This window comes from Gammaproteobacteria bacterium (genome assembly GCA_016200485.1).
Taxonomy (GTDB): domain Bacteria; phylum Pseudomonadota; class Gammaproteobacteria; order Tenderiales; family Tenderiaceae; genus JACQEP01.
The window spans coordinates 58537-80230 of record JACQEP010000011.1; the positions used below are offsets into that span (position 1 = coordinate 58537).

The 21694-nt window shown below is 52.2% G+C and carries 19 protein-coding genes and 1 pseudogene; 6 read left to right on the top strand and 14 right to left on the bottom strand.

From position 1 onward, the window contains the following. Nucleotides 1-293: 293 nt before the first annotated feature. The 5 genes from HY272_07735 to HY272_07755 form a co-directional block, all read right to left on the bottom strand. Nucleotides 294-3497 carry an efflux RND transporter permease subunit gene (locus HY272_07735; protein ID MBI3772575.1) on the bottom strand — a complete coding sequence of 1068 codons (3204 nt, stop codon included), beginning with the start codon at nt 3495-3497 and terminating at the stop codon, nt 294-296. 2 nt (nt 3498-3499) lie between these two features. Further along, a complete protein-coding gene (locus HY272_07740; GenBank protein MBI3772576.1) occupies nt 3500-4534 on the bottom strand; it encodes an efflux RND transporter periplasmic adaptor subunit in 1035 nt (344 codons plus the stop codon). 176 nt (nt 4535-4710) lie between these two features. After that, nucleotides 4711-6327, bottom strand: a complete 1617-nt coding sequence (locus HY272_07745; protein ID MBI3772577.1) for a methyl-accepting chemotaxis protein — start codon at nt 6325-6327, stop codon at nt 4711-4713. A gap of 140 nt (nt 6328-6467) precedes the next feature. Then, on the bottom strand, nt 6468-6935 hold the full coding sequence (locus tag HY272_07750; GenBank protein MBI3772578.1) for a DsrE/DsrF/DrsH-like family protein: 468 nt from the start codon (nt 6933-6935) through the stop codon (nt 6468-6470). Nucleotides 6936-7108: 173 nt separating this feature from the next. Then, nucleotides 7109-7342 carry a sulfurtransferase TusA family protein gene (locus HY272_07755; protein MBI3772579.1) on the bottom strand — a complete coding sequence of 78 codons (234 nt, stop codon included), beginning with the start codon at nt 7340-7342 and terminating at the stop codon, nt 7109-7111. Nucleotides 7343-7428: 86 nt separating this feature from the next. Here HY272_07755 and HY272_07760 point away from each other — a divergent pair, with 86 nt between their 5' ends. Beyond that, the gene (locus HY272_07760; protein ID MBI3772580.1) at nt 7429-8859 is read left to right on the top strand and encodes a M48 family metallopeptidase; all 1431 of its coding nucleotides are present in this window, start codon (nt 7429-7431) and stop codon (nt 8857-8859) included. Nucleotides 8860-9106: 247 nt separating this feature from the next. On the opposite strand, the gene HY272_07765 is transcribed toward HY272_07760, so the two are convergent. The 7 genes and pseudogenes from HY272_07765 to HY272_07795 all read right to left on the bottom strand — a co-directional run bounded on the left by HY272_07765 (nt 9107) and on the right by HY272_07795 (nt 14502). Then, on the bottom strand, nt 9107-9481 hold the full coding sequence (locus HY272_07765; protein MBI3772581.1) for a group 1 truncated hemoglobin: 375 nt from the start codon (nt 9479-9481) through the stop codon (nt 9107-9109). 30 nt (nt 9482-9511) lie between these two features. After that, a pseudogene (locus HY272_07770) lies at nt 9512-9913 on the bottom strand (group 1 truncated hemoglobin). 119 nt (nt 9914-10032) lie between these two features. Then, complete coding sequence (locus tag HY272_07775; protein MBI3772582.1) at nt 10033-10497, bottom strand: TerB family tellurite resistance protein; 465 nt, start codon at nt 10495-10497, stop codon at nt 10033-10035. Between the two features lie 4 nt (nt 10498-10501). Then, a complete protein-coding gene (locus tag HY272_07780; GenBank protein MBI3772583.1) occupies nt 10502-12415 on the bottom strand; it encodes an ankyrin repeat domain-containing protein in 1914 nt (637 codons plus the stop codon). Nucleotides 12416-12569: 154 nt separating this feature from the next. Beyond that, complete coding sequence (gene dnaQ / locus HY272_07785) at nt 12570-13280, bottom strand: DNA polymerase III subunit epsilon (protein MBI3772584.1); 711 nt, start codon at nt 13278-13280, stop codon at nt 12570-12572. A 12-nt stretch (nt 13281-13292) separates the two neighbouring features. Then, nucleotides 13293-13748, bottom strand: a complete 456-nt coding sequence (rnhA, locus tag HY272_07790; GenBank protein ID MBI3772585.1) for a ribonuclease HI — start codon at nt 13746-13748, stop codon at nt 13293-13295. Continuing rightward, nucleotides 13741-14502, bottom strand: coding sequence for a methyltransferase domain-containing protein (locus HY272_07795; GenBank protein ID MBI3772586.1), 762 nt, complete (start codon nt 14500-14502; stop codon nt 13741-13743). The genes rnhA and HY272_07795 overlap by 8 nt, the downstream gene beginning before the upstream one ends. Before the next feature lie 67 nt (nt 14503-14569). Here HY272_07795 and gloB point away from each other — a divergent pair, with 67 nt between their 5' ends. From gloB to HY272_07810, 3 genes are all read left to right on the top strand, one after another. Continuing rightward, a complete protein-coding gene (gene gloB, locus HY272_07800; GenBank protein MBI3772587.1) occupies nt 14570-15334 on the top strand; it encodes a hydroxyacylglutathione hydrolase in 765 nt (254 codons plus the stop codon). Between the two features lie 61 nt (nt 15335-15395). Further along, nucleotides 15396-17294, top strand: a complete 1899-nt coding sequence (locus tag HY272_07805; GenBank protein MBI3772588.1) for a LysM peptidoglycan-binding domain-containing protein — start codon at nt 15396-15398, stop codon at nt 17292-17294. Between the two features lie 133 nt (nt 17295-17427). Continuing rightward, on the top strand, nt 17428-18474 hold the full coding sequence (locus HY272_07810) for a hypothetical protein (protein ID MBI3772589.1): 1047 nt from the start codon (nt 17428-17430) through the stop codon (nt 18472-18474). Between the two features lie 58 nt (nt 18475-18532). Here the strand turns inward: HY272_07810 and HY272_07815 are convergent, their stop codons facing one another. Then, a complete protein-coding gene (locus HY272_07815; protein MBI3772590.1) occupies nt 18533-18901 on the bottom strand; it encodes a cupin domain-containing protein in 369 nt (122 codons plus the stop codon). A gap of 12 nt (nt 18902-18913) precedes the next feature. Further along, nucleotides 18914-19444, bottom strand: a complete 531-nt coding sequence (locus HY272_07820) for a phage tail protein (GenBank protein ID MBI3772591.1) — start codon at nt 19442-19444, stop codon at nt 18914-18916. A 136-nt stretch (nt 19445-19580) separates the two neighbouring features. Here HY272_07820 and HY272_07825 point away from each other — a divergent pair, with 136 nt between their 5' ends. Beyond that, nucleotides 19581-20066, top strand: a complete 486-nt coding sequence (locus tag HY272_07825; protein MBI3772592.1) for a peptidylprolyl isomerase — start codon at nt 19581-19583, stop codon at nt 20064-20066. A gap of 311 nt (nt 20067-20377) precedes the next feature. Further along, complete coding sequence (locus tag HY272_07830) at nt 20378-21559, top strand: flagellar hook protein FlgE (GenBank protein MBI3772593.1); 1182 nt, start codon at nt 20378-20380, stop codon at nt 21557-21559. Nucleotides 21560-21694: the final 135 nt, after the last annotated feature.

The window sequence follows — 21694 nt, forward strand, 5'->3', positions numbered from 1 at the left end:
GTAATTTAGCTTCCAATGACAACGTTGCAATATACATGCCATAGATATACTATCTATATAAATCAATTAGTTATTGGCATCATAAAGGGACGGGCATATTGAAAGTGTAAAGATTTCCGACACTAATATATGGATATTGGGGTGATACTAGCTGCAAAACGCTTGGCCCCGTCAGGACGGCGGGTACCACTGCCACCCCTAATCAACATGACGGCGGGAGATTGGGGGCCTATCCACCGCAGAGACAGGTAACGATTAGCGGATGATTCCTCACTCACTCCTATGGAGATGAGCTAATTTTTACTCATAAACGCGTAATACATCACCGGTATCACCACCAGCGTCAGCAGCGTGGAAACCAAGATGCCAAAAATCAGCGATATCGCCAGACCATTAAAGATGGGATCGTCAAGAATAAACAGTGCGCCGATCATTGCTGCCAACGCCGTCAAGATAATCGGTTTGGCACGCACAGCACCGGACTGAATCACCGCCTCATCGAATGACATGCCGCTTGCCAGTGATTGGTTAATAAAATCCACCAGCAGAATTGAGTTGCGGACAATGATTCCCGCCAGCGCGATCATGCCGATCATCGACGTAGCGGTGAAATTGGCACCGAGCAAGGCATGGCCAGGCATGACGCCGATGACTGTCAGCGGAATCGGCGCCATGATGATCAGCGGCACCAGATACGAACGAAATTGCGCCACGACCAGCAGATAAATCAGGATCATGCCGACACCATAGGCGATGCCCATGTCGCGGAAGGTTTCATAGGTAACTTTCCATTCACCATCCCATTTCAGGCTGTAGATGTAAGGATTCTCGGGTTGGCCAAGCAAGGTCTGCTCGATGGGATGATCACCATGCACCGGCTTATCTTTGAGTGTGCCAAGAATGGAAAACATGCCATAGAGCGGACTATCCGTTTCGCCCGCGACATCACCGGTCACAAATACGACTGGTAATAAATCTTTGTGATAAATCGTATATTCACGTTCGCTTTCGACGATCTTGACGATCTCTGCCAACCGTATTTGGCGGCCATCTCTGCCACGCACTTCCAAGTCGAGCAATTGCCGTGCCTGCGCTTTGTTGGCGACAGATAACTCTACACGCAATGGCAGCGGATACTTCACCGTCGTGCCATGCAAGTAGCCGACATCCTCTCCACCCAACGCTGCGGCCAGCGTTGTGACCACCGTTTGTTGCGAGATACCAAGCAATGCGGCGCGCTGGCGATCTATCTTCAAGATCAATCTCGGCGCGCGATGCTCGACACTGTCATCGACATCGACCACATCTGCGGTCTTCTCGAACAAACCGCGCACCTGCTTGGCAACGGCAATCTGGCCTTCATAATCAAGACCATACACCTCGGCCACCAGCGGTGATTGCACCGGTGGCCCCGGAGGTACTTCGACGATTTTGACATTGGCATTGAATTTTCGACCGATTTCCTGCAACGGCGCACGCACCGCCAACGCAATCTCATGGCTCTTGCGGTCACGATCATGCTTACCGGCAAGATTAACCTGCAGATCGCCGACATTGGCACCGCCGCGCAAATAATACTGCCGCACCAAGCCGTTGAAGTTGATCGGCGCCGCAGTGCCAGCATATAGCTGATAATCAGTCACTTCCGGCACTGTGGCAATATAATCACCCAAGGCCTGCAACACGCGTGTTGTTTGTTCGACACTGGTGCCTTCCGGCATATCGACCACGACCTGAAATTCTGATTTGTTGTCGAAGGGCAGCATTTTTAGAATCACTAGTTTGAATCCGATCAGGCTCACGGCAATCAAGATCAGTACCATGATTACACCGAACATCTGCCAGCGGCGGCGCTTGCCTTCTTCTCCCGCGAGAAATGGCGCCACCAGTCGCCGGAACAAGGCCAGCAAGCGGGTGTCGGTCTGCGTTTCATGCGTATGATGATCTTTAGCCCTGCTTAATACGCGATAGGTCAGCCACGGCGTAATCACAAATGCCACCGCCAGCGAGATAAACATGCCCATGCTGGCATTGATCGGAATCGGGCTCATGTACGGCCCCATCAGCCCGGTAACAAAGGCCATCGGCAACAAGGCAGCGATGACCGTGAGTGTGGCAAGAATCGTCGGCCCGCCAACTTCATCGACAGCGGCTGGAATCGCTTCTAACAGGCTCTTGCTACCCATCTGCCGATGGCGATGGATGTTTTCGACGACGACAATCGCATCATCGACCAGAATGCCAATGGAAAATATCAGCGCGAAGAGAGAAACGCGATTCAGGGTGAAGCCCCAGGCCCACGATGCAAACAGCGTCATCGCCAGCGTGACGATCACCGCCGTACCGACAATAAAGGCCTCACGCTTGCCGAGCGCAAAGAACACCAACAATACGACTGCCGAGGTGGCAAACAGTAATTTCTTGATCAAGGTCATCGCCTTGTCGGTGGCCGTGGCACCATAGTTACGGGTCACCTTGGCTTCCACACCCTCTGGCACTAAAATGCCTCGGCTTTGCTCAAAGCGGGCAATGACTTGATCAGCGACCGTCGCGGCATTAACGCCGGGCTGTTTTGCGACGGCAATCGTCACCGCTGGATACGTACCCACGCCCATCTTCTGATGTGATGCCGGCCCCAGTCCAAACCAAACTGATTGATCGGGAACATCTGCTCCGAGCTTGATCTTCGCCACATCATGCAAATACACCGTCGCGCCCCGATACATGCCCACTACCAGAGATTCCACTTCCTGCGGTGTCGTCAAAAATGTTCCGGCCTGGACCTCAATCTCACGGTTATTACGCACCACCATGCCTGCGTTACGCGTGACATTCGCCGCTTCCAGACTCCCACGCAGATCGTCGAAGCTAATGTCGTAACCGGCCATCCGTTGCGGATCGAGCAGCACATGCACCACCTGATCTGGGCCACCGATGGTATAAATGTCGCGTGTTCCCGGGACGCGCTTCAAATCCGCCTCCACGGTATGCGCCACTTGTTCCAACTCATAACCCGCGCGCTTGGGATCCTGGGTCCACAAGGTCAACGCCACAATCGGCACATCATCAATGCCTTTGGGTTTGACAATCGGCTGGCCGACACCGAGATTCGCTGGCAACCAATCCTGATTGGAATAAATCTGGTTATAGAGATTAACAATGGACTCAGTACGTTTCTCGCCGACTTCAAACTGCACCGTCAATATCGCCAAACCGGGGCGCGATACCGAATACACATGCTCGACGCCTTTAATCTCGGACAACACCTGCTCCGCAGGTGTCGCCACCAAATGCTCAACTTCCGTCGCCGTTGCGCCAGGATATGGGACAAACACGTTGGCGAAGGTGACATCAATCTGCGGCTCTTCCTCACGTGGCGTGACCAGTACCGCGAATAAGCCCATCAGCACACCGACTAATGCCAGCAGCGGCGTAATTTCACTGCGCAAAAATTTGCGCGCGATCTGGCCGGAAATGCCTAAGCGCGGTTCAGACATTTTTATTTGGCATCCTGCTGTTTTAACTGGATACCGGCGGCGATGGGGTCCAGCGCCACTTTTTCACCTGCTTCCAGCCCTGCCAATACTTCAACTTCCTTCCCCACTTCCCGACCGGCGCGGATCTGACGCAAGCTGACCTTGCCTGTGGTGTCGACTACATATACAGCGGTCAATTCGCTGCGATGAACAACACTGCTTGCGGGTACCAGCAAGGACGATTCCTCGCCAGTGACAAAGGCCACTTTCACAAACATACCGGGATACAGCCCGTGATCGCCATTCACCAGATTCACACGCACCTTGAACGCGTGCGATTGTTCATCGGCATAAGGAAAGACACGAATCTTTTCGCTTTCAATACTGCGCCCATTCTCCAATACAACGCGTGCCTTGCCATGGTCGCGTATTGGCTTCACAAATGCCTGTGGAATCTGCGCAACCACACGCAGGCTTTCCAGCGATAAGCCAGTCATCAAAGGTTGGCCGACATTCACCGTTTCCCCGACTTCGACATGGCGCTTGGTCACATAACCGGCAAATGGTGCTCGCACCACCGCGTGTTCGGATTGAACCGTGATTTCGCTGACCCGGGCCTCGGCGGCATCCAGCCGGGCCTTGGCCGCCTTCAATGCAGCGTCGGCTTTATCCACCTGTGCCTTGGCGATGAGTTGTTTGGCGTAAATGTCTTTGACCCGCTGATATTCATCGCTGGCTTCTTGATACAGCGCCCGCGCCTCTTTAAGACCGGCCTCCGCCTGTTCGACACGCGCCGTTTGTTCCTTTGAATGAAAACGCAAAATCACCGCGCCTTTGGGCACGAAGTCATCGACGTCATAATTGATTTCCGCTATACGGCCAACAATTTGCGACGAGACCGTGGATTGGTTCACTGCCTCGATCACGCCATCAAATAGTCGTTCATCGGGAACGTCATGCATAACCGCGGGGGCGGTCATCAAGGGCGCTGCTTGTATCCCAACGAGTGGCAACAATCCCAGCAACAGGGCATTCGCTAGTCGTGTTATTGAAAGCACATCATTCCCCTCTCATTCCAGCTATACGTCGAATATTAGCATTTACTAATATATAAATATAGCAATCCGGCACCACCTACCCCTCTACCTTTCCAATCAATAAGTTACATTAACAAAAGAAAAAGTCCAATGCCTCAACGAGACATTGGACTTTGATGGAATCTAAACTGCCCGATTTAGGACTTAAAGTGCGACACCAGAGTTTTTAGATTGACGCTGACCTTTTCAAGGTCCTCACCGGTACGCGCCAATTGCTGGCCACGGGTACTGGTCTGTTCAGTCAACATGCGGATATTCAACACATTACGACTGATCTCGGCCGATACCGCACTTTGTTCTTCCGCCGCACTGGCAATTTGGGTGTTCATATCATTAATCACCGTCACTTCATTGGTGATCGATTCCAATGCCTTGCCTGCACGCTCTGCCTGCTCTACACAGTGCTCTGCCTTCTCTTCACCACGCTGCATCGCATTGACCGCCTGCTGTGCTCCCGTTTGCAAATTCTCGATGATTGCCTGAATCTCTTGCGTCGAGCGTTGCGTGCGTTGTGCCAGCGCGCGCACTTCATCGGCTACTACGGCAAAACCGCGCCCCTGTTCACCGGCACGCGCCGCTTCGATCGCCGCATTTAATGCCAGCAAATTCGTTTGCTCGGCAATATCGCGGATCACTTGCGAAACCTTGCCTATTTCACCGCTTTGCTCTTCCAGAGTTTTGATGGTCACAGCGGCGCGCTTCACTTCCTCTGCAAGATGATGTATCTCCTCGATCGTGGATTTGACTTCAGCCACACCCTTGGCAGATTCTTCATCGGCATGGCGTGCTGCTTCCGCCGCGCCAACAGCATTACGTGCCACATCCTGCACAGTAGATGCCATTTCTTCAATCGCGGTCGCCACGGTATCGGTTTCAACTTGCTGCTTGCCCAGCATCTCGGCCATGGTGGTTGTTGATTTGCGCATAACATCGGAGGTCTGCGTCACACGCTCGATATTATCAGCCACGCGCCGTACATCGCCCTGAATCTTGGAGACAAAGTTATTGATATAATGCGAGAGCTGACCCAGCTCTCCCATGACCTTCTCATCCAAACGGCGTGACAAATCGCTCTCGCCTTCTGATAGATCACGCACCATGGTTAGCGTTTGTTGCAATGGACTCAACAACAAACGATAACCAATAACAATTGCTAAAATCATCACCGCCACATAAATAACAACAATCACAACCGCAAGTTGTTTGCCAAAATCCACCGACACCTGAATCGCGTGTTCTCGTTCTTGAACTTGCTTGTTGATTCGCTGCAGGATAGGCTCCAAACGGCTGGTCAGCACCTCTGCCGTCTTATCAAACTCACCCATCATTACATTACCACCGGCTGGCCCCTGAGCCACGTAAGCCTCGGCCATCTTCTTACCTTTTTCGTAGTAATCATTGAATGCCGCTTCCAGCGCCAGATATTCTGCAGCATGGTCGGGATCGAAACCTTGTGCCTCAATAATTTCGTCATGGAAGGCCTTGGCATTTTCCGCGGCCTTTTCAAAACCATCATTCAACCCATCTAAGCCACGGGTGGCGCTGATATCCGTCAGCCACTGCTGTACCTGAACGACATGCAACTGCATTCGATAGGCATCCTGAGTCAAAGGAAATTCTTTAAATAAAAAAGGTTTGACTTGATTGTCTATCGAATTCACTACACTAAAATCCAGAACAGCGCGGATTGCGATCATCACCGCCATTCCGCCAATTGCCACCAAGAAAAGCTTTCGAATCGTAATTTTGGTCATAACACCCGCCATCCCGATCGGGGTATTCCACATGGTAAATAATGATATTCCTTCTATTAGAAGGTTTCGGAACCTAGAGGAAAAACTTTAGCCCCAATATGGTATCAGGGCAGGAGGAACAGCTAGGGAAACAAGAAAATCTAAATAAACAAGCTGATATTGGATTCGCCCGCAAACTCAAGGAAGGTCGCAGCGCCACCAAACTCAACGCCATCGATAAATTCGGCAGGCTGAAATTCGAACAGGTCCATGGTCATCTGACAGGCAATCAACTTGACACCACTTTCCTGACAAATGGCACGTAGCTCCTCGACACTGGCCACGCCCTTGGACTTGAGCTTGGACTTCATCATCGCCGTCATCATCGCCTGCATCCCGGGCAATCCCTGCATCACGACCGGCATCGGCATGGGCATCGGCATCCCGGTGTTACCGAGGGACGTCACCTGGAGATCACAGTCTTTCCGCAGCAACTGCAACCCATAAAAGGTGAAAAAGATGCGTACTTCGTAGCCGAGAGCGGCCGCCGTAGAGGCCAAAATAAACGGCGGATAGGCCCAGTCGAGGCTACCCTTGGATGCAATAATCGCCATCTTTTTTTCAGACATACGTTACCCTTAATTAATAATTGGTCCGCAAAACACGCAAATAAACGCCAATATGATCAAAGGAACCGGCTGTTGTTTGCCAAGCAATCCCAATCCAATACGCGAGATGACACATTTTGGAATTTTGTTGAATATTTTCGCGTTCATTTGCGTTCTTCGCGGCTAAAACGGTTTTATGCTTTTTCGACGATGTAATAATATTTGCCACTGGCTTCCTGGGCATCCAGCAAGTGGTGCCCCGTCTGCTTGGCAAAGGAGGGAAAATCAAGTTTGGAGCCGGGATCGGTCGTCACTACCCGCACCCGTTCTCCACTCACCATTTGACTCAACGCCTGCTTCAGACGCAAAATCGGCAAAGGACAGGCTAGACCACTGGCATCTAATTCGCGATTCACTTCAATACTCATAACCCGCTGAACTTCCTGCTGTGAAAGGCGTCGTATAATATCACATGGTCTTTTCCCCTACCGCATTCCGGCCTCGAGCCCTTTGTTTGTTGGCCCTTCTAGCGCTAGGGTTATCGCACCCGTTTTCTGCCTCTGCCGCCGTCGAACTGCCAGATATGGGCGATCCTTCGGCCACAATCCTCAGCACCGCCGAAGATCGGGCACTGGGTCAGGAGTTTATGCGCAATGTGCGCCGCAGTCTGACTGTACTCGAAGACCCGGAGATCAACAGCTACATCAATAGCCTGGGCTATCGCCTGCTCACCGGCGCCGAAACCGGTCAAACCCAGTTCACCTTTTTTGTGGTAGACGCCCCCCAGATCAACGCCTTTGCCGGTCCCGGGGGCTATATCGGCATCCATTCGGACCTGATCCTGGCCGCCGAGACTGAAGGCGAACTGGCCGCCGTCATGGCCCATGAAATCGCCCACGTCACCCAGCACCACCTGGCCCGCGCTTTTCAGAAGGCCTCGACCGTCAATCTGCAAACTGCCGCCGCCATCATTGCCGCGATTATTCTGGGCGGCCAGAATCCTCAGCTCGGTCAAGCCGCTATTGCCGCCTCCACGGCAGGTAATATCCAGCAACAATTAAATTTCACGCGTGAGCACGAAAAAGAAGCGGATTGGGTCGGTATCGAAATCCTCGCGAATGCCGGATATGACCCGCGGGACATGCCAGGTTTTTTTGAAAAACTACAACAATCCCTGCGCTACATGGAAAGTACCACTCCGGAATTGCTGCGTACCCACCCGGTGACTGCAAACCGGATTGCCGATTCGCGCGGCCGGGCGGAACAATTCCCGCTCAAAGGGGATGTCGCCAGCCCCAATTTTGCTTTGATTAAAGCCAGGCTGCGAGTCATGACCGACAAATCGCCGAATGAGCGACTCAAGACACTTGAACAACAAATGCTTCAAGTCAAAAACGATAGCGCGCTGCGCTATGAATATGCACTGGCATTACTGGAAACCGGCGCCACCGATCAGGCACGGGCAACATTACAACCCTTACTCAAAGAAAAAAAGGTGGAAATTGCCTATATCAGTGCCAGTGCTCAAATCGATTTACGTGCTGGGCAAGCCACGCATGCTAAAAAAACACTGGAGCAAGCGCTACTACTATTCCCTGGCCACCCGACATTAACTACCCTGCTGGCAAAAGCTGAGCTTGAATTGAAACAACCCGCCGCCGCCGAACAATTAATACGCACCTTGATTCAAGATCAGAACCAACTCTTGTTACCGTCTTATTATCATCTCTTGGCCCAGAGTCAGGATCAACTGGGTAACAGTGCGGACGCCCATCTATCATTGGCGGAATATTATTACTTGATTGGCCAGACCCGAACCGCCATCGAACAACTGGAAATCGCGCTCCATCAGATCAAGGAAAATGATACCTACCGTAAAGAACGCATTAACGCCCGCATGGATATTTTAAAAGAAGCGGCGCTGGAAGAATCGCGCCAGCATTAAACTCTACTGCCACAGAGGCGCAGAGAACACAGAGAACACAAAGAGGGTTGCCCATTCGAAATCCGTGAAGATTACGTTTCACAACATCACTATGCCAACCAAATACCTTTGGATTAGCTCGTTACTGATTCATCACCTCTGTGTACTCAGTGTCTCTGTGGTGAACATTGATCAATAAAAAAGGCGGTAGCAATCGGATTGCCACCGCCTTCAAAGCACATTGATAAATCTAATTCAGTAGCGAGACTTATTTCCCAAGCACGTCATTACGCGTGGTTTCAACAATCGCCGCCGCTTCGCCGATCAAATTATCCGGCACACCCAGTTCTTGCAAAGTTGCACCCAGATTTTCCACTACGGCATTGAAGTGGCTGTCATTCAAACCTTTGGCCACCAAATGGGCGTGAGCGGTACGCATGTCTTTGCCACTGTAATTGCTGGGACCACCCAGCGCCATGGTGATGAAGGCTTTTTGTTTAGTGTGCTGCTTAGCCATATCCACACCATCGAAAAAGTGCTTGATGCGGACATCGCTCAGCACTTTGCGATAGAACACATCGACGGCGGCATTGACGGCTGCCTCACCGCCGATACGGTCATATAGTGATTGTTTCTTGCCCATCGCAGCCTTTTCTTGCGCGGTATAACCGGCCAGCACATCCTTACGGGTGCTGTTGGCAATGGCGGCTGCTTCAGCGATCAAATCATTGGGCACCCTCAATTCTTTCAGAGTTGCCCCCAAGTTTTCGATGACGGCATCAAAATGGCCGTTGTTCAGCCCTTTTTCAACCAGATGCGCGTGACCAAGACGCATATCTTTGCCTGTGTAATTGCTTGGGCCACCCAAGGCCATAGTCAAAAAAGCTTTCTGTTTGGCATGCTGTTTACCCATATCGATGCCATCGAAGAAGTGCTTGATCCGCGCATCGCTCAATACTTTGCGGTAAAACACATCGACGGCGGCATTAACGGCTGCCTCGCCGCCGATACGTTCGTACAACGATGTTTTCGCTTCAGGTGCGCCACCCAACAACTTCTTCAGAAAACCCAACATACTATTCTCCTCAGGTAATACCCATAATTAACCAAGGGCCATAGTACACAGTTAAAGTTGTATTGTAAATACATATTATATGACTGAAATAGTCAACAATTAGGTCCCGTTGCAGGGAACTAGTTAGTCGCCTGTTCGACGACGTGACGGGTGCGGATAAAATCTTTATGGGAGACGTGCAATAGATCGGCAATCTTGCGCACCAGGTGTTCTTCATAATGGTGCTTAGCGGCGTCAGCATAGGCCACACGCCACAGATTTTCGATGACTTTAATTTTTTGATCGTAACTAAAATGGGTATCGACTAAGCGGGTGAATTCGTAGAGACAGGTGGCGCCCTCCATTTCGGATTCCGCCAATTGCACCAGTTCCGCCGTTTCCTGCTCTGACAAACCAAAGAAGGACCGTACCGCCGTTGTAATCGCCTTGCGTTCCGCCGGGGCAACGTGATAATCCGCCCTGGATATCTCGATCAACAGCGAAGCCGTTGCCAGTTGTAGCGCCTTCTCGGGGCTATCGGAATCGCGCCCGCCACTGATGGAACCAAGCCGTTGCTGAAAAAAATCGCGGATGTTGTTCAACATCGAGTTATTGCCCCTGCAATTTTAACAATGTCACTTCTTCGCGGGAACCAGCAGTACGCAATAACTGCACCACCTCGGCATCGCCACGATCTGCTGCTTCGCGGATGGCTGTTTTGCCATTACTGTTGTGAATATTGATCTCTGCACCGGCACCCAACAGCAACTTCACCATCTCTGTCTGTCCCGCATGCGCGGCATAGAGCATTGCTGTCATGCCAGTGAGCGTAGTCTCAGGTACGCTGTAGCCCAAATCGGGCTTTTCAACGGCATTGATACTGGCGCCCTTGGTTAATAGCAATTGCGCCAGTTCGCGGTTGCCGCGCCGTGCGGCTTCCATCAACGGCATGGTGCCCGCCATGCTGGCGATATTGGCGTCTGCCTCACGATTGAGCAACAATTCCGCAACGGCGGGGCGATCATTTTCAATAGCGTTGTAGAGTGCAGTCTTGCCCATTACACCGCGATAGTTGATATCGGCACCTGCGGCAAGCAATAACTTGACGGCTTCTTCATGCCCACCTTGCGCGGCACGAATTAATACGCTGTTACGCCCCAAGGCCAGATTGCCGGCGGCGGAGCGATTGTTACGATTGTCACGCTCCAGGGTATTCGGGTCAGCGCCATGATCCAGCAGAATCTTCACCAGATCGGCATTGCCATCACTGGCGCCGATATACAGCAGCGTGTCGCCACGACGATTCGGCAGATTGGGCTGCGCACCTTGTGCTAACAAATAAGTCACGATATCGAACTGCCCTTGGCGACCGGCCGCCAGCAATGCGGTATCGCCACGGGCAGCGGCTTCCATCAATCCGCGCTCACTCAACGGCGCGTGCGATTTCGCCATCGCAAATTGCGCCAGCCCGGAAGGCACAAAATTCACTTGCGCACCTTGTGCAACCAGACTTTTAACCATTGCCAGCTGGCCTTCATAGGCGGCGGCCAGTAAAGGGGTGATGCCATTAGGATTGGCGTAATTTATGTTGGCGCCATTCGCAAGCAACTCGCCCACTTTTCGCTCATCCCCCGTACGCGCCGCACGCAACAGTGCATCGTCATTACTGAGCGTGGCATAGGCACGATCGTCATGCGCGCCCCCTTGTCTGAGCAAGGTTACCATTGCCTCGTCTTTGCGTTGTGCCGCCAGATTCAATGCGGCATTGCCATGACTATCAGTCAAATTCGGATCGGCACCCGACTCGAGCAACAAGCGTGCAATCGCCTGCCAGTCGGTGGATTGTTGCGTCAGACCATTAGTCACGGCATACATTAATGGCGTAAAACCACCCACACGCAAATTAGGCGCCAGAGTGTTTTTGATATTCGGATTGGCACCGCCATTCAGCAACACCTGGACCGTGGAATAATCGCCATATTGCACGGCGAGAAAGAGCGCTGTTTCACCCTTATTGTTACGCGCATTAACTTCAGCACCTGCTTGTAATAATTGATGAGCAAGCTTGTAATCTGCTTTGGCGGCGGCACCCATCAGTGCGGTGGAGTCTTCGGTGTTGGTAGCATTGATGTTGGCGCCACGATCCAATAGCAAACTAACCGTCTCGCGCTGAGCATTCGCTGCCGCAGCAATCAATGCTGTGTTGCCGTGCGCATCGCGGGCGTCAACGGCGATACCGGCATCGAGCAGATATTTAACAGTATCGATTTCGCCGTAACGTGCCGCGAGCACCAACCGTGATGGCGAGACATCCACCGCAGCGGCGAGATCGCCAGCTGCAGGTGCATCATTCGTTATGGCGGACGCCGTTGGGTTTACTGGCGTGTCAGTATTGGCAGGAGGGGTTTGTTGTTCCGCAATAAAACCATTGCCGGCGCAACCAGCAAGCGCTAATGCAACAGAAAAGCCAACACCGAATTTTATTGCACCGAAACGCACTGCTATCATGTTCTGATCACGCATATATCAGCCCCTTGATGTCCCGCATGTCGCCGCTATCATTCATTCTATGGACGCCGTGTTCGCCACCCATAACCGATCTATGGAATAAAACCTTACGAATTATATCATCTAATTTATTGATTCGCGCAGCCGGAAACAAGGTTGATGCGGGTAACTATTGGCGCCAGACGCTCTTGCCGCCACAGCTTTTTTCGACCCGGTCCAGATAGGCCTCATGAGCCGCGATTTCATCGGCACTGGGCCGTATCACCGGCAACGGGGCACGATCCGTCATGCGGCGCAGGGTTGTCTGCAGACCATTTGGGGCCTGCGGTTCCTGCGATGCATCCAGCAACAGGGCCGTCTGGCCCCCGGTCATCGCCAGGTAAACATCGGCCAGGATTTCGGAGTCCAATAAGGCGCCGTGCAAGGTTCTTCCTGAATTATCAATACTATAGCGCTTGCACAGGGCATCCAGACTGTTGCGCTGACCGGGGTGCATCTGGCGGGCCAAGGTCAAAGTATCCAGGATCTGACAGTGTTCCTGAATCTGTCCCCACTCCTCCTTACCCAGCCGGGCAAACTCATGATTCAGAAAACCGACATCGAACGGCGCATTATGGATAACCAACTCGGCCCCACGAATAAATTCGAGAAACTCGCGAGCAACGTCGGTGAAACGTGGCTTATCTGCGAGAAACTCGCTGGTAATACCATGCACCTCGACTGCGCTCTCGTCGATTTTGCGATCCGGCTGTAAATACTGGTGGAAGTGGTTACCGGTGAGCCGCCGGTTCACCAGCTCGACGCAACCGATTTCGATAATCCGGTGCCCGTCGGCGGGATCCAGACCTGTGGTTTCGGTATCGAGAATTATCTGTCGCATCATGCTCTCCGATTATCCCTGAATCTGCATTTTAATCATTTCATCAATCGCTTGGTTAGCCAAGGCATCCGCCTGTTCATTTTCGGGATGACCGGTGTGCCCCCGCACCCAATGCCACTCGACCTGGTGACGGCTAGCCGCTTCATCCAGTCGCTGCCAGAGATCGATATTTTTCACCGGCTTGCGATCGGCGGTTTTCCAGCCGCGACGCTTCCAGTTGGCCATCCATTCGGTAATCCCCTGGCGCACATACTGCGAATCCGTGGTCACATTCACTCGACATGATCGCTTCAGACTTTCCAGCGCTGCGATCGCCGCCATCAGTTCCATCCGATTATTGGTGGTATGCGGTTCCGCCCCGCTCAGCGTTTTCTCATTCTCTTTATAACGCAGGATTGCGCCCCAACCCCCAGGACCCGGATTGCCACGACAGGCACCGTCGGTAAAAATATCGACCCGATCAGACATGGGAACTGCTGCGCGTGGTGGGCCGTACTACACCGGCCACAACGCCGCGCCTGGGTCGCCAACGCGGTTTAATCGGCGTTAGGGTGGTCACCCGCTTCCTGGCCACCAAGACATAGGCCCCGCCCAAGCGTGGCCAGAACCTGGCGCCCAACTTTTCCATAAATCGTAGTCTTGTCATTAAGGTATGTCGCCGCAGCGGTGGCCGAAAGAAGTGATGACGCACCAGCACAATATCGAAACCCAGCAGCGCCATCCAGTCCTTGAGCCGGGTCAGACTCAAAAAGTCACCGCTCCAGGGCGCGTTCCGCCGCCGCAGGAGTCGGCGCAAGCCCCAAAGACTCCACGGGTTAAACCCCAGCACCACGATATGCCCTTCTGGGATCAGGATGCGATCAATCTCACGCAAAATTTCGTGCGGATCGCGCTCAAACTCCAGGGTATGCGGTAACACCACCACATCCACACTGTCCCCGGCCACAGGCAGGGCATCGGGATAAGCCACCAACGACGAACACACGTGCTCGTTGCCGTCCGGATCCACCACCAAGCGGTGGCTGATCCTGCTACTGGCGAGCAAATCGTCACCCTGCACCAATCCCACCTGCAGCAGGTGATAACCGAACAAGGTCGGCAGGATATCGTCCAACTGCTGCCGCTCCATTTCCTGCAACAGCCGCCCCACCGGGCGCTGATACCAGGCGCGGAGATCCCAGCGTATCTTGTTAATTTCAGAGCGCTTGAGGCCAGCTATCATCAATTGTCCCTAATCTGCGCCATTCTCTAAGGTTGACCTAAGGTAACAAGCTTGTCAGCATGGCGCGATGATTTCAATCGAAGCCATCCCTGCCTTTGAAGATAATTATATCTGGCTGCTCAAACCAGGTGGCGGCCAGGCGGTGGTCGTCGATCCCGGCGAAGCAGGTCCGGTGATCGCCACCCTTGAACAACAAGGTCTAACACTGGTCGCCATCCTCGTGACCCACGGCCACCACGATCATGTCGGCGGCATCGCGGAACTGGTCAGACGCTATCAACCTGCCGTCTATGGCCCTCGCCATGAGATCGTCCCCTTTATCAAGCATCCGCTCGGCGACGGGGATCAGGTTACAGTCGGCCCGCTGCAACTGGAAGTCCTGGATGTTCCGGGCCACACCGCCGGACATATTGCTTATTACGGCCACGACAGCCTGTTTTGCGGAGATACCTTGTTTACCGCTGGCTGCGGCAAGATCTTCAGCGGCACCAGTCAGCAACTCTATCATTCACTTAAAAAAATCTCAGGCCTGCCGACATATATAAATATCTACTGCGCACACGAATATACCCTCGATAATCTGCGATTTGCACTGTTGGTCGAACCTGATAACGACGCGCTGAAACAGCGGCAGCAACAGACTCAATCATTACGCCAACGAGGACTCGCCACCGTCCCGTCGACACTTGAACTTGAGCTGAACACTAACCCATTTCTGCGTTGTCATTCGGCGACAATAATCGCCGCCACCCAACAGAAGGCAGGTAACATTCTGAAAAATGAAGAAGATATATTCCGGAACCTGCGCCAGTGGAGGGACGATTTTGCTTAACCAATGGCGCGCCGCGGGTTATACTTAGCGGCTTTTAGAAGTACTTGAGGACGCTCCCCTGATGCTGGAAAAGACGAAACCTGTAGTCCGCACTTTCCTGCTTCATATCAGTCTCTGCATGTTATTGATTGGTTGCGCGACTTCGCAACCCAAACCCGTGGTGCAAATCAAACCTGCGTCCGCTACTATGGCGCCTGCCCCGGCCCAAACTCCACCCCCGGCAAACGCCACCAAACCAAAATTAACGCTCAGCCAGGAAATCATTGGTCTTGCCGATGCCCCTGAACCACCGCCCTTCGAGGAAATCTCCTCGGTACTCGATGCCCGTAATTCAGCGATTTCGCTCAACGACGTTCTCACGTCCCTCGATGACAATGTTACCGAAGCCGACGAATCCGTCGCCGAATCAGAGACCAATGTCGTAGACGATGCTGCCGAAACCTTCGACAATATTGGCGCCACCACCGCTATCGTCGCCGATGATTCACTCATTTGGGAGCGACTTCGTCGCGGCTTTCGCCTGCAGGATAAGGATCACCCTCGCGTCGAACCCGATTTGAATTGGTATGCCAGTCGACCCGATTATCTCGACCGTACCTTCAAACGCGCGCGCCCTTATCTGCATTATATCCTCGAGCAGATAGAGAAACGCGGCATGCCCACTGAAATCGCGCTGTTGCCGGTAGTTGAGAGCGCCTTTCAACCCTTCGCCTACTCTCAGAGCAATGCCGCGGGCATCTGGCAATTTATCTCTGGCACCGCACGCCGTTACGACCTCAAGATGAACTGGTGGTATGACGGCCGCCGCGACATTAAGGCATCAACCGAAGCAGCACTCAATTATCTTGAATACTTAAATCGCGATTTTAATGGCGACTGGTTGCTGGCACTTGCGGCATACAACTCCGGCGAAGGCACCGTACGCCGAGCCGTGAGAAACAATCAAAGCCGTGGCCTCGGCATCAGCTACTGGGATCTCGATTTACCGAAAGAAACCCGTGGCTATGTCCCGAAGCTACTGGCCATCAGCAAAATTGTTGCCTCGCCTGCCGACTACAACATCGTGCTGGAAGAAATCCCCAACCGCTCGCAGATTGTCTCTGTCACCATCGAGTCGCAACTGGATTTGGCCCTGGCCGCGGAAATGGCCCATATCTCGCTGGAAGAACTTTACACATTAAATCCCGGTTATAACCGTTGGGCCACCTCGCCTAATGGCCCTCATCGCCTGATGCTGCCGCGCGACCGCGCCGAACTCTTCAAGACAAAACTTGCCGAGATTCCCATCCACAAGCGCATGAAGTGGCTCCACCATCAAGTTGCAAAGGGTGAAACACTGAGTCAGATTGCGTCCAAATATAGTCTCTCGGTAGATGCCGTCAGGCGCGCCAACGACCTCAAAGAGCGCCGCGTCAAACGTGGCCAGCATCTCGTAATTCCCGTCGCCAGCCTCAGCAATATTGAAGCCTCATCCAAGAGAGAGCGGAGTAATTCCAAAAACAAGACCAAGGACAAGGGCTCCTACACCGTGCAAAAGGGGGATACTCTGTATAAAATCGCCCGAGATCTTGACGTCCCGGTCAAAGAACTTGCCGCATGGAATAGCCTGACCACGCGGGACAAAGTAAAACTCGGCCAGAAGCTCACCATTAAGCATGATGACAGCTATGAGAAAAGCAGCGAACCCACGGCAACAGCGTTCGTCTCCGCCATTCCCAGCATTGATTCCATCCGCCCCGATCACAGCAGTGGGCCGGGGAAGGTGCTTGGTGCCGATCAAGTTACCCGCAAGATCAGTTATCAGGTCCGTCATGGTGATTCGCTGACGCGGATTTCACGCCGATTTAATGTCACCATTGCCCAAATTCGACAATGGAACCCCAGCATCAAAAAGAAAGTCCGTCCGGGTCAGTCATTGACGGTATATGTAGACGTTACCAAACTCTCCGATAACATCTGATCTCCTCTCTTGCTAGCGAAGACCAATAAAGCCGCTGACGCGATCCGCTCGATCCGCTACACTTGTCTCTCACCATACTCTCGCAGGAGAGTACAGGTGTGTGCTGCACCGATTAATTACCGGGGAGAGAAACATGGTCAAGGCTATTCCAGTCATCGGCGTACTACTGGCAATCACTCTCAGTGGCTGTAGCGCACCGGGCGGCGTGCCAAGCAGCAGCAAATCCAGCACTGCCACTGCCGCACCCCCTGCCACACTACCCCGTCCGGAACCTGATTGGATCAACAACGAAAGCGCCCGTTATGGCCGCATTGAATACATCACTAAAAAAGCAGACGCCAATAATATTGAACAGGCACGCCAGGCGGCGCGCGACAAAATCATTACCCTGTTTACTTATGTTGACCCCAACATCAAGGGAAACACCCTCAAGAACAGTTCTGCAACCCTGATCGCCACTGCCGCACCAGAAATTGTGTCCGCCATCACCGTTGTCGACGAATGGCAAAGTCCGGACACCAAAACTTTCTATGCCCTTGCCGCCATGCAACGCAACCACGGTGAATCTTACATGAAGACCAAGATTCCGCAGCTTGATCAGGAAACGCAAAAACTCATCGACGCCTCTGCCATCAAGAATATTGATCCACTGCGCAGAACGGGCATCCTTGCTAAGGCCTTGCGTGCACAAAAACAGCGCCAATATCTGCAACAGTCGATGCGTACTGTCGATGTCACCGGCCGTGGTATCAAAGCCATATGGGATGTGGTGCGCATTGAGGCCGATCTTGAAGAGCAACTCAAACAACTCAAAATTCAGCCTACAGCTGCTTCAGATGACAACGCTGAGGCCCAAGTCATGGCCAATTTGTTAACCGGCGGTCTCAAAACTGCTGGGCTGACACCGGCCGACACCGGCCACGCCGATTATTTACTGAGAGGAAAGCTCACCATCGACCCGAAACGCCTGCCGAACAACTGGGTTTCAGGCCAAGGGGTCCTGCACATTGAACTGGCTGAAAAAATCGCCGGACTCAGCCGCGGTGAAAAACGCTGGGAAATTGAAATGCCCGGTCTGGATGAAGAAACTGCCGTCCGCCGAGTGACCGAAAAGGCTGAATTTACGCTCAAAAAAGAAATGCGTAATGTGTTGCTGGAGATTGCAATCAATCAGCCTTAAAAACCGCTGATATTGCTATAGCATTGCAATCCACGCAGGGGTGATTCATGAATCGCCCCTACAATATTTCGGTGTCATCATGCGCATAAGCAGGTGCGCAGCTGCAAAGAATCACCAAATCCTCGGCAGCGATATTTTCAATGGCATGCACGGTACCCGGTGCGATGCACACAGTATCGCCCGGGCTCACCTCAAAACGCTCGTCTCCCAGATGCATTAATCCGTAGCCACGAAGAATGTAATACAGCTCTTCACTTCGATGATGCCGATGCGCCAGCGTACGCGTTCCCACAGCTACAATCGCCTCTGCCAAACTCTGTTTGGCGACACCATGCGCCACAGGATGCATTAACTCACGAATAATCGAACCATCTTTCGTGATGAAAGATTCGATCTGTGCATAATGCGTCACTACTGATTTCGTCATTACATCCTCACATCAGCGCTTACGTTTGTTCGATGCCCCCGCGCCCGGTTCCATCGGCTCGGCAACGGAAGTATCACGCTCCCAACCTTCATGCTCCAACACCAGAGTTTCCATTGCCACTGCCGTTGCACTCGCGTCCAAATCACCTAACGCCGCATATTCCGACGGCCAGCAACGATACACTTTGTACGCCAACACGACCTGCCCTGATTCGTTGAGTAATTCAATGAGGATATCTTTGCGAAAATCCCTGAGCGCAATCTCAGGATTGCCCGCAGGATTCCACACCAGATTCGCCCACTGTTCGAATGTCGTATCGTGCGTCACCCCCCGCTTCAGCACAATCGGCACAAATGACGAGAGCGCAGGTGCCTTGCGTTGAATATTGGGTTGCCCGCCCTCGCGGTATTCCACCACATCGGTATGCCGCTCCAAACCACTGATATACGAAATTCCGGCCACAACCCGTCCATCCCAACGTACGCGGAATTTAAACTGGGCGTAAGGATTCATTCGATGCGTATTTACACTAAATTGCGTCATTGGATTCCCTCTCTTGATCTAATCCTTTAAAAACAGATAGATAACACCACCATCTCACACAAACCGGCACTTTTTCTTGAATTCCCCTGTCTTGCCCCTTAAACTAACCGTTTAACCTCGAGCCAGGATATTCCCCATGCAAATCGCCAAACACAAAGTGGCCGTCATCGCCTACACCCTCACCGATGAAAACGGCAACATCCTTGATCAAACCAACGATCATCATCCCTTCGCCTTCATCCATGGTACAGGCAATATTATCCCAGGCTTGGAAAAAGCCCTAGAAGGTAAGCGTTCTGGCGATTCGATCACTGTCTCCATCGCCCCTGTTGATGGCTATGGCGAACGCGATGAAGCGCTGAGCCAAGTAGTCCCGATTGATATGTTTAGCGGTGTCGATAAAGTCGAAGCCGGCATGCAGTTCCATGCACAGACCAATCATGGCCTCAGCGTCGTCACTGTCACTGAGGTCAAAGACGATAATGTCACTATCGACGGCAATCATCCATTGGCCGGCATTACGCTCAACTTCGATGTCAAAGTCATTGACGTCCGCGATGCTTCCGCCGAAGAGGTGGATCATGGACATGTCCACGGGCCAGATGACGACCACCATCATTAATCGAAATGACTGAAATGCGCCCGCTGGGCGCATTTCGTTTTAGCCCCCCAACTGAAACTTCGGCCAATTTTTTAGCCAGAATTGTGATCATCCTCACATCCAAGCCCGATGCCAACTCGTTGATTTAATTGCGAATAATTCAGTCCAAATATAACAGAAAAAACACCATAAAATCAAAGAGTTAGCGACCCGCAATTTACCTTCCCATCCTTATCGCCACCCTTACAAATGCCGCTATCTTCTATAGTAGACACGCAATTTCGCGAACAATAGCGCCATGTGGTACTGGCTGGACAGTGAGGAGAATAACGATGGCTTTCGATATCGCACTGAGTGGTGTCAATGCAGCATTCAGCATGCTCAAAACCGCCTCCAACAACATTGCCAATGCCTCCTCCACTGGTTTCAAGCAATCACGTACCGAATTGAGCGATCTCAATAATGGTTCCGGCGTAAAGATTTCCCAAATTACGGCTCAACCCAGTCAAGGCAATTTACGTTACACCAATAATTCACTGGATATGGCCATCAATGGCAAAGGCTATTTTGCCGTGAATGACAATGGCAGCGCCGCCTATTCGCGCGCTGGGGCCTTTCATTTGGATCGCGATGGCTACATTGTCAATACACACAATCAACGCCTGCAAGGCTTTCTGGCGGATGCTGCGGGCAACATCAGCAATGTGCGTGGCGACCTGCAACTGAATGCATCATCGGGGTCCCCCGCAGCTACCAGCCGTATTGATCTTGACCTGAATCTAAATGCCGATGCAAATGCACCGGCAAGTGCATTCAGTGTCAACGACCCCAGCAGCTACAATTATTCGATGGCAATGACCAGCTACGATAGCTTGGGGCAAGCGCATCAAATGAATCTCTACTTTTCCAAAACAGCCGTTCCCAATCAGTGGAATGTGCGTGCCTATGCTGATGGCAATCAAGTGCTGAACTCAACACCGATACAGTTTTCAGCCAACGGTACCCTGACCTCTCCATCACCCGCTGATATCACTATTCCATCGTTCAATCCTGGCAATAGTGCGGCTAATATGAACATCACCGTTGGGCTGGCAAAGAGTACACAATACAGTGGCGGCAACAGCATAAACTCATTGACACAAGATGGTTACAGCAGCAGCGGTCTTGATGGCTTCGCTGTCAATAATAACGGTATCGTCTCAGCCCGATACACTAATGGTCAGACACGTACTATCGCACAAATCAGTCTTTCAGATTTCACCAATCCACAAGGACTGCAACCACTGGGCAATGGCGGCTTCGGGGAAACTTATGGCTCAGGCCAGGCAATCACTGGCGCACCGGGAACGGGTAATTTTGGCCTCATCCAATCTGGTGCACTTGAAGATTCCAATGTGGATATCGCCGAGCAATTATTGGCGTTAAAAATGGCACAATATCAATCAATGGCAAATGTAAAGGCTCTCAATACTGCCGAACAAATGCTGGGGGCATTGTTTCAGGATAAAGCCTAACGACGCTGTAGAAAAACCCCATTCTGAAAACCTGTTTCAGCTTTGGGTGGATTTTTTTCAAAACAAACCGTTGTCTTCATTTTCGGTTTCCTGTTTTTCTAAAATAATTTCATTGCAAACCTGCCTGATCTGGCA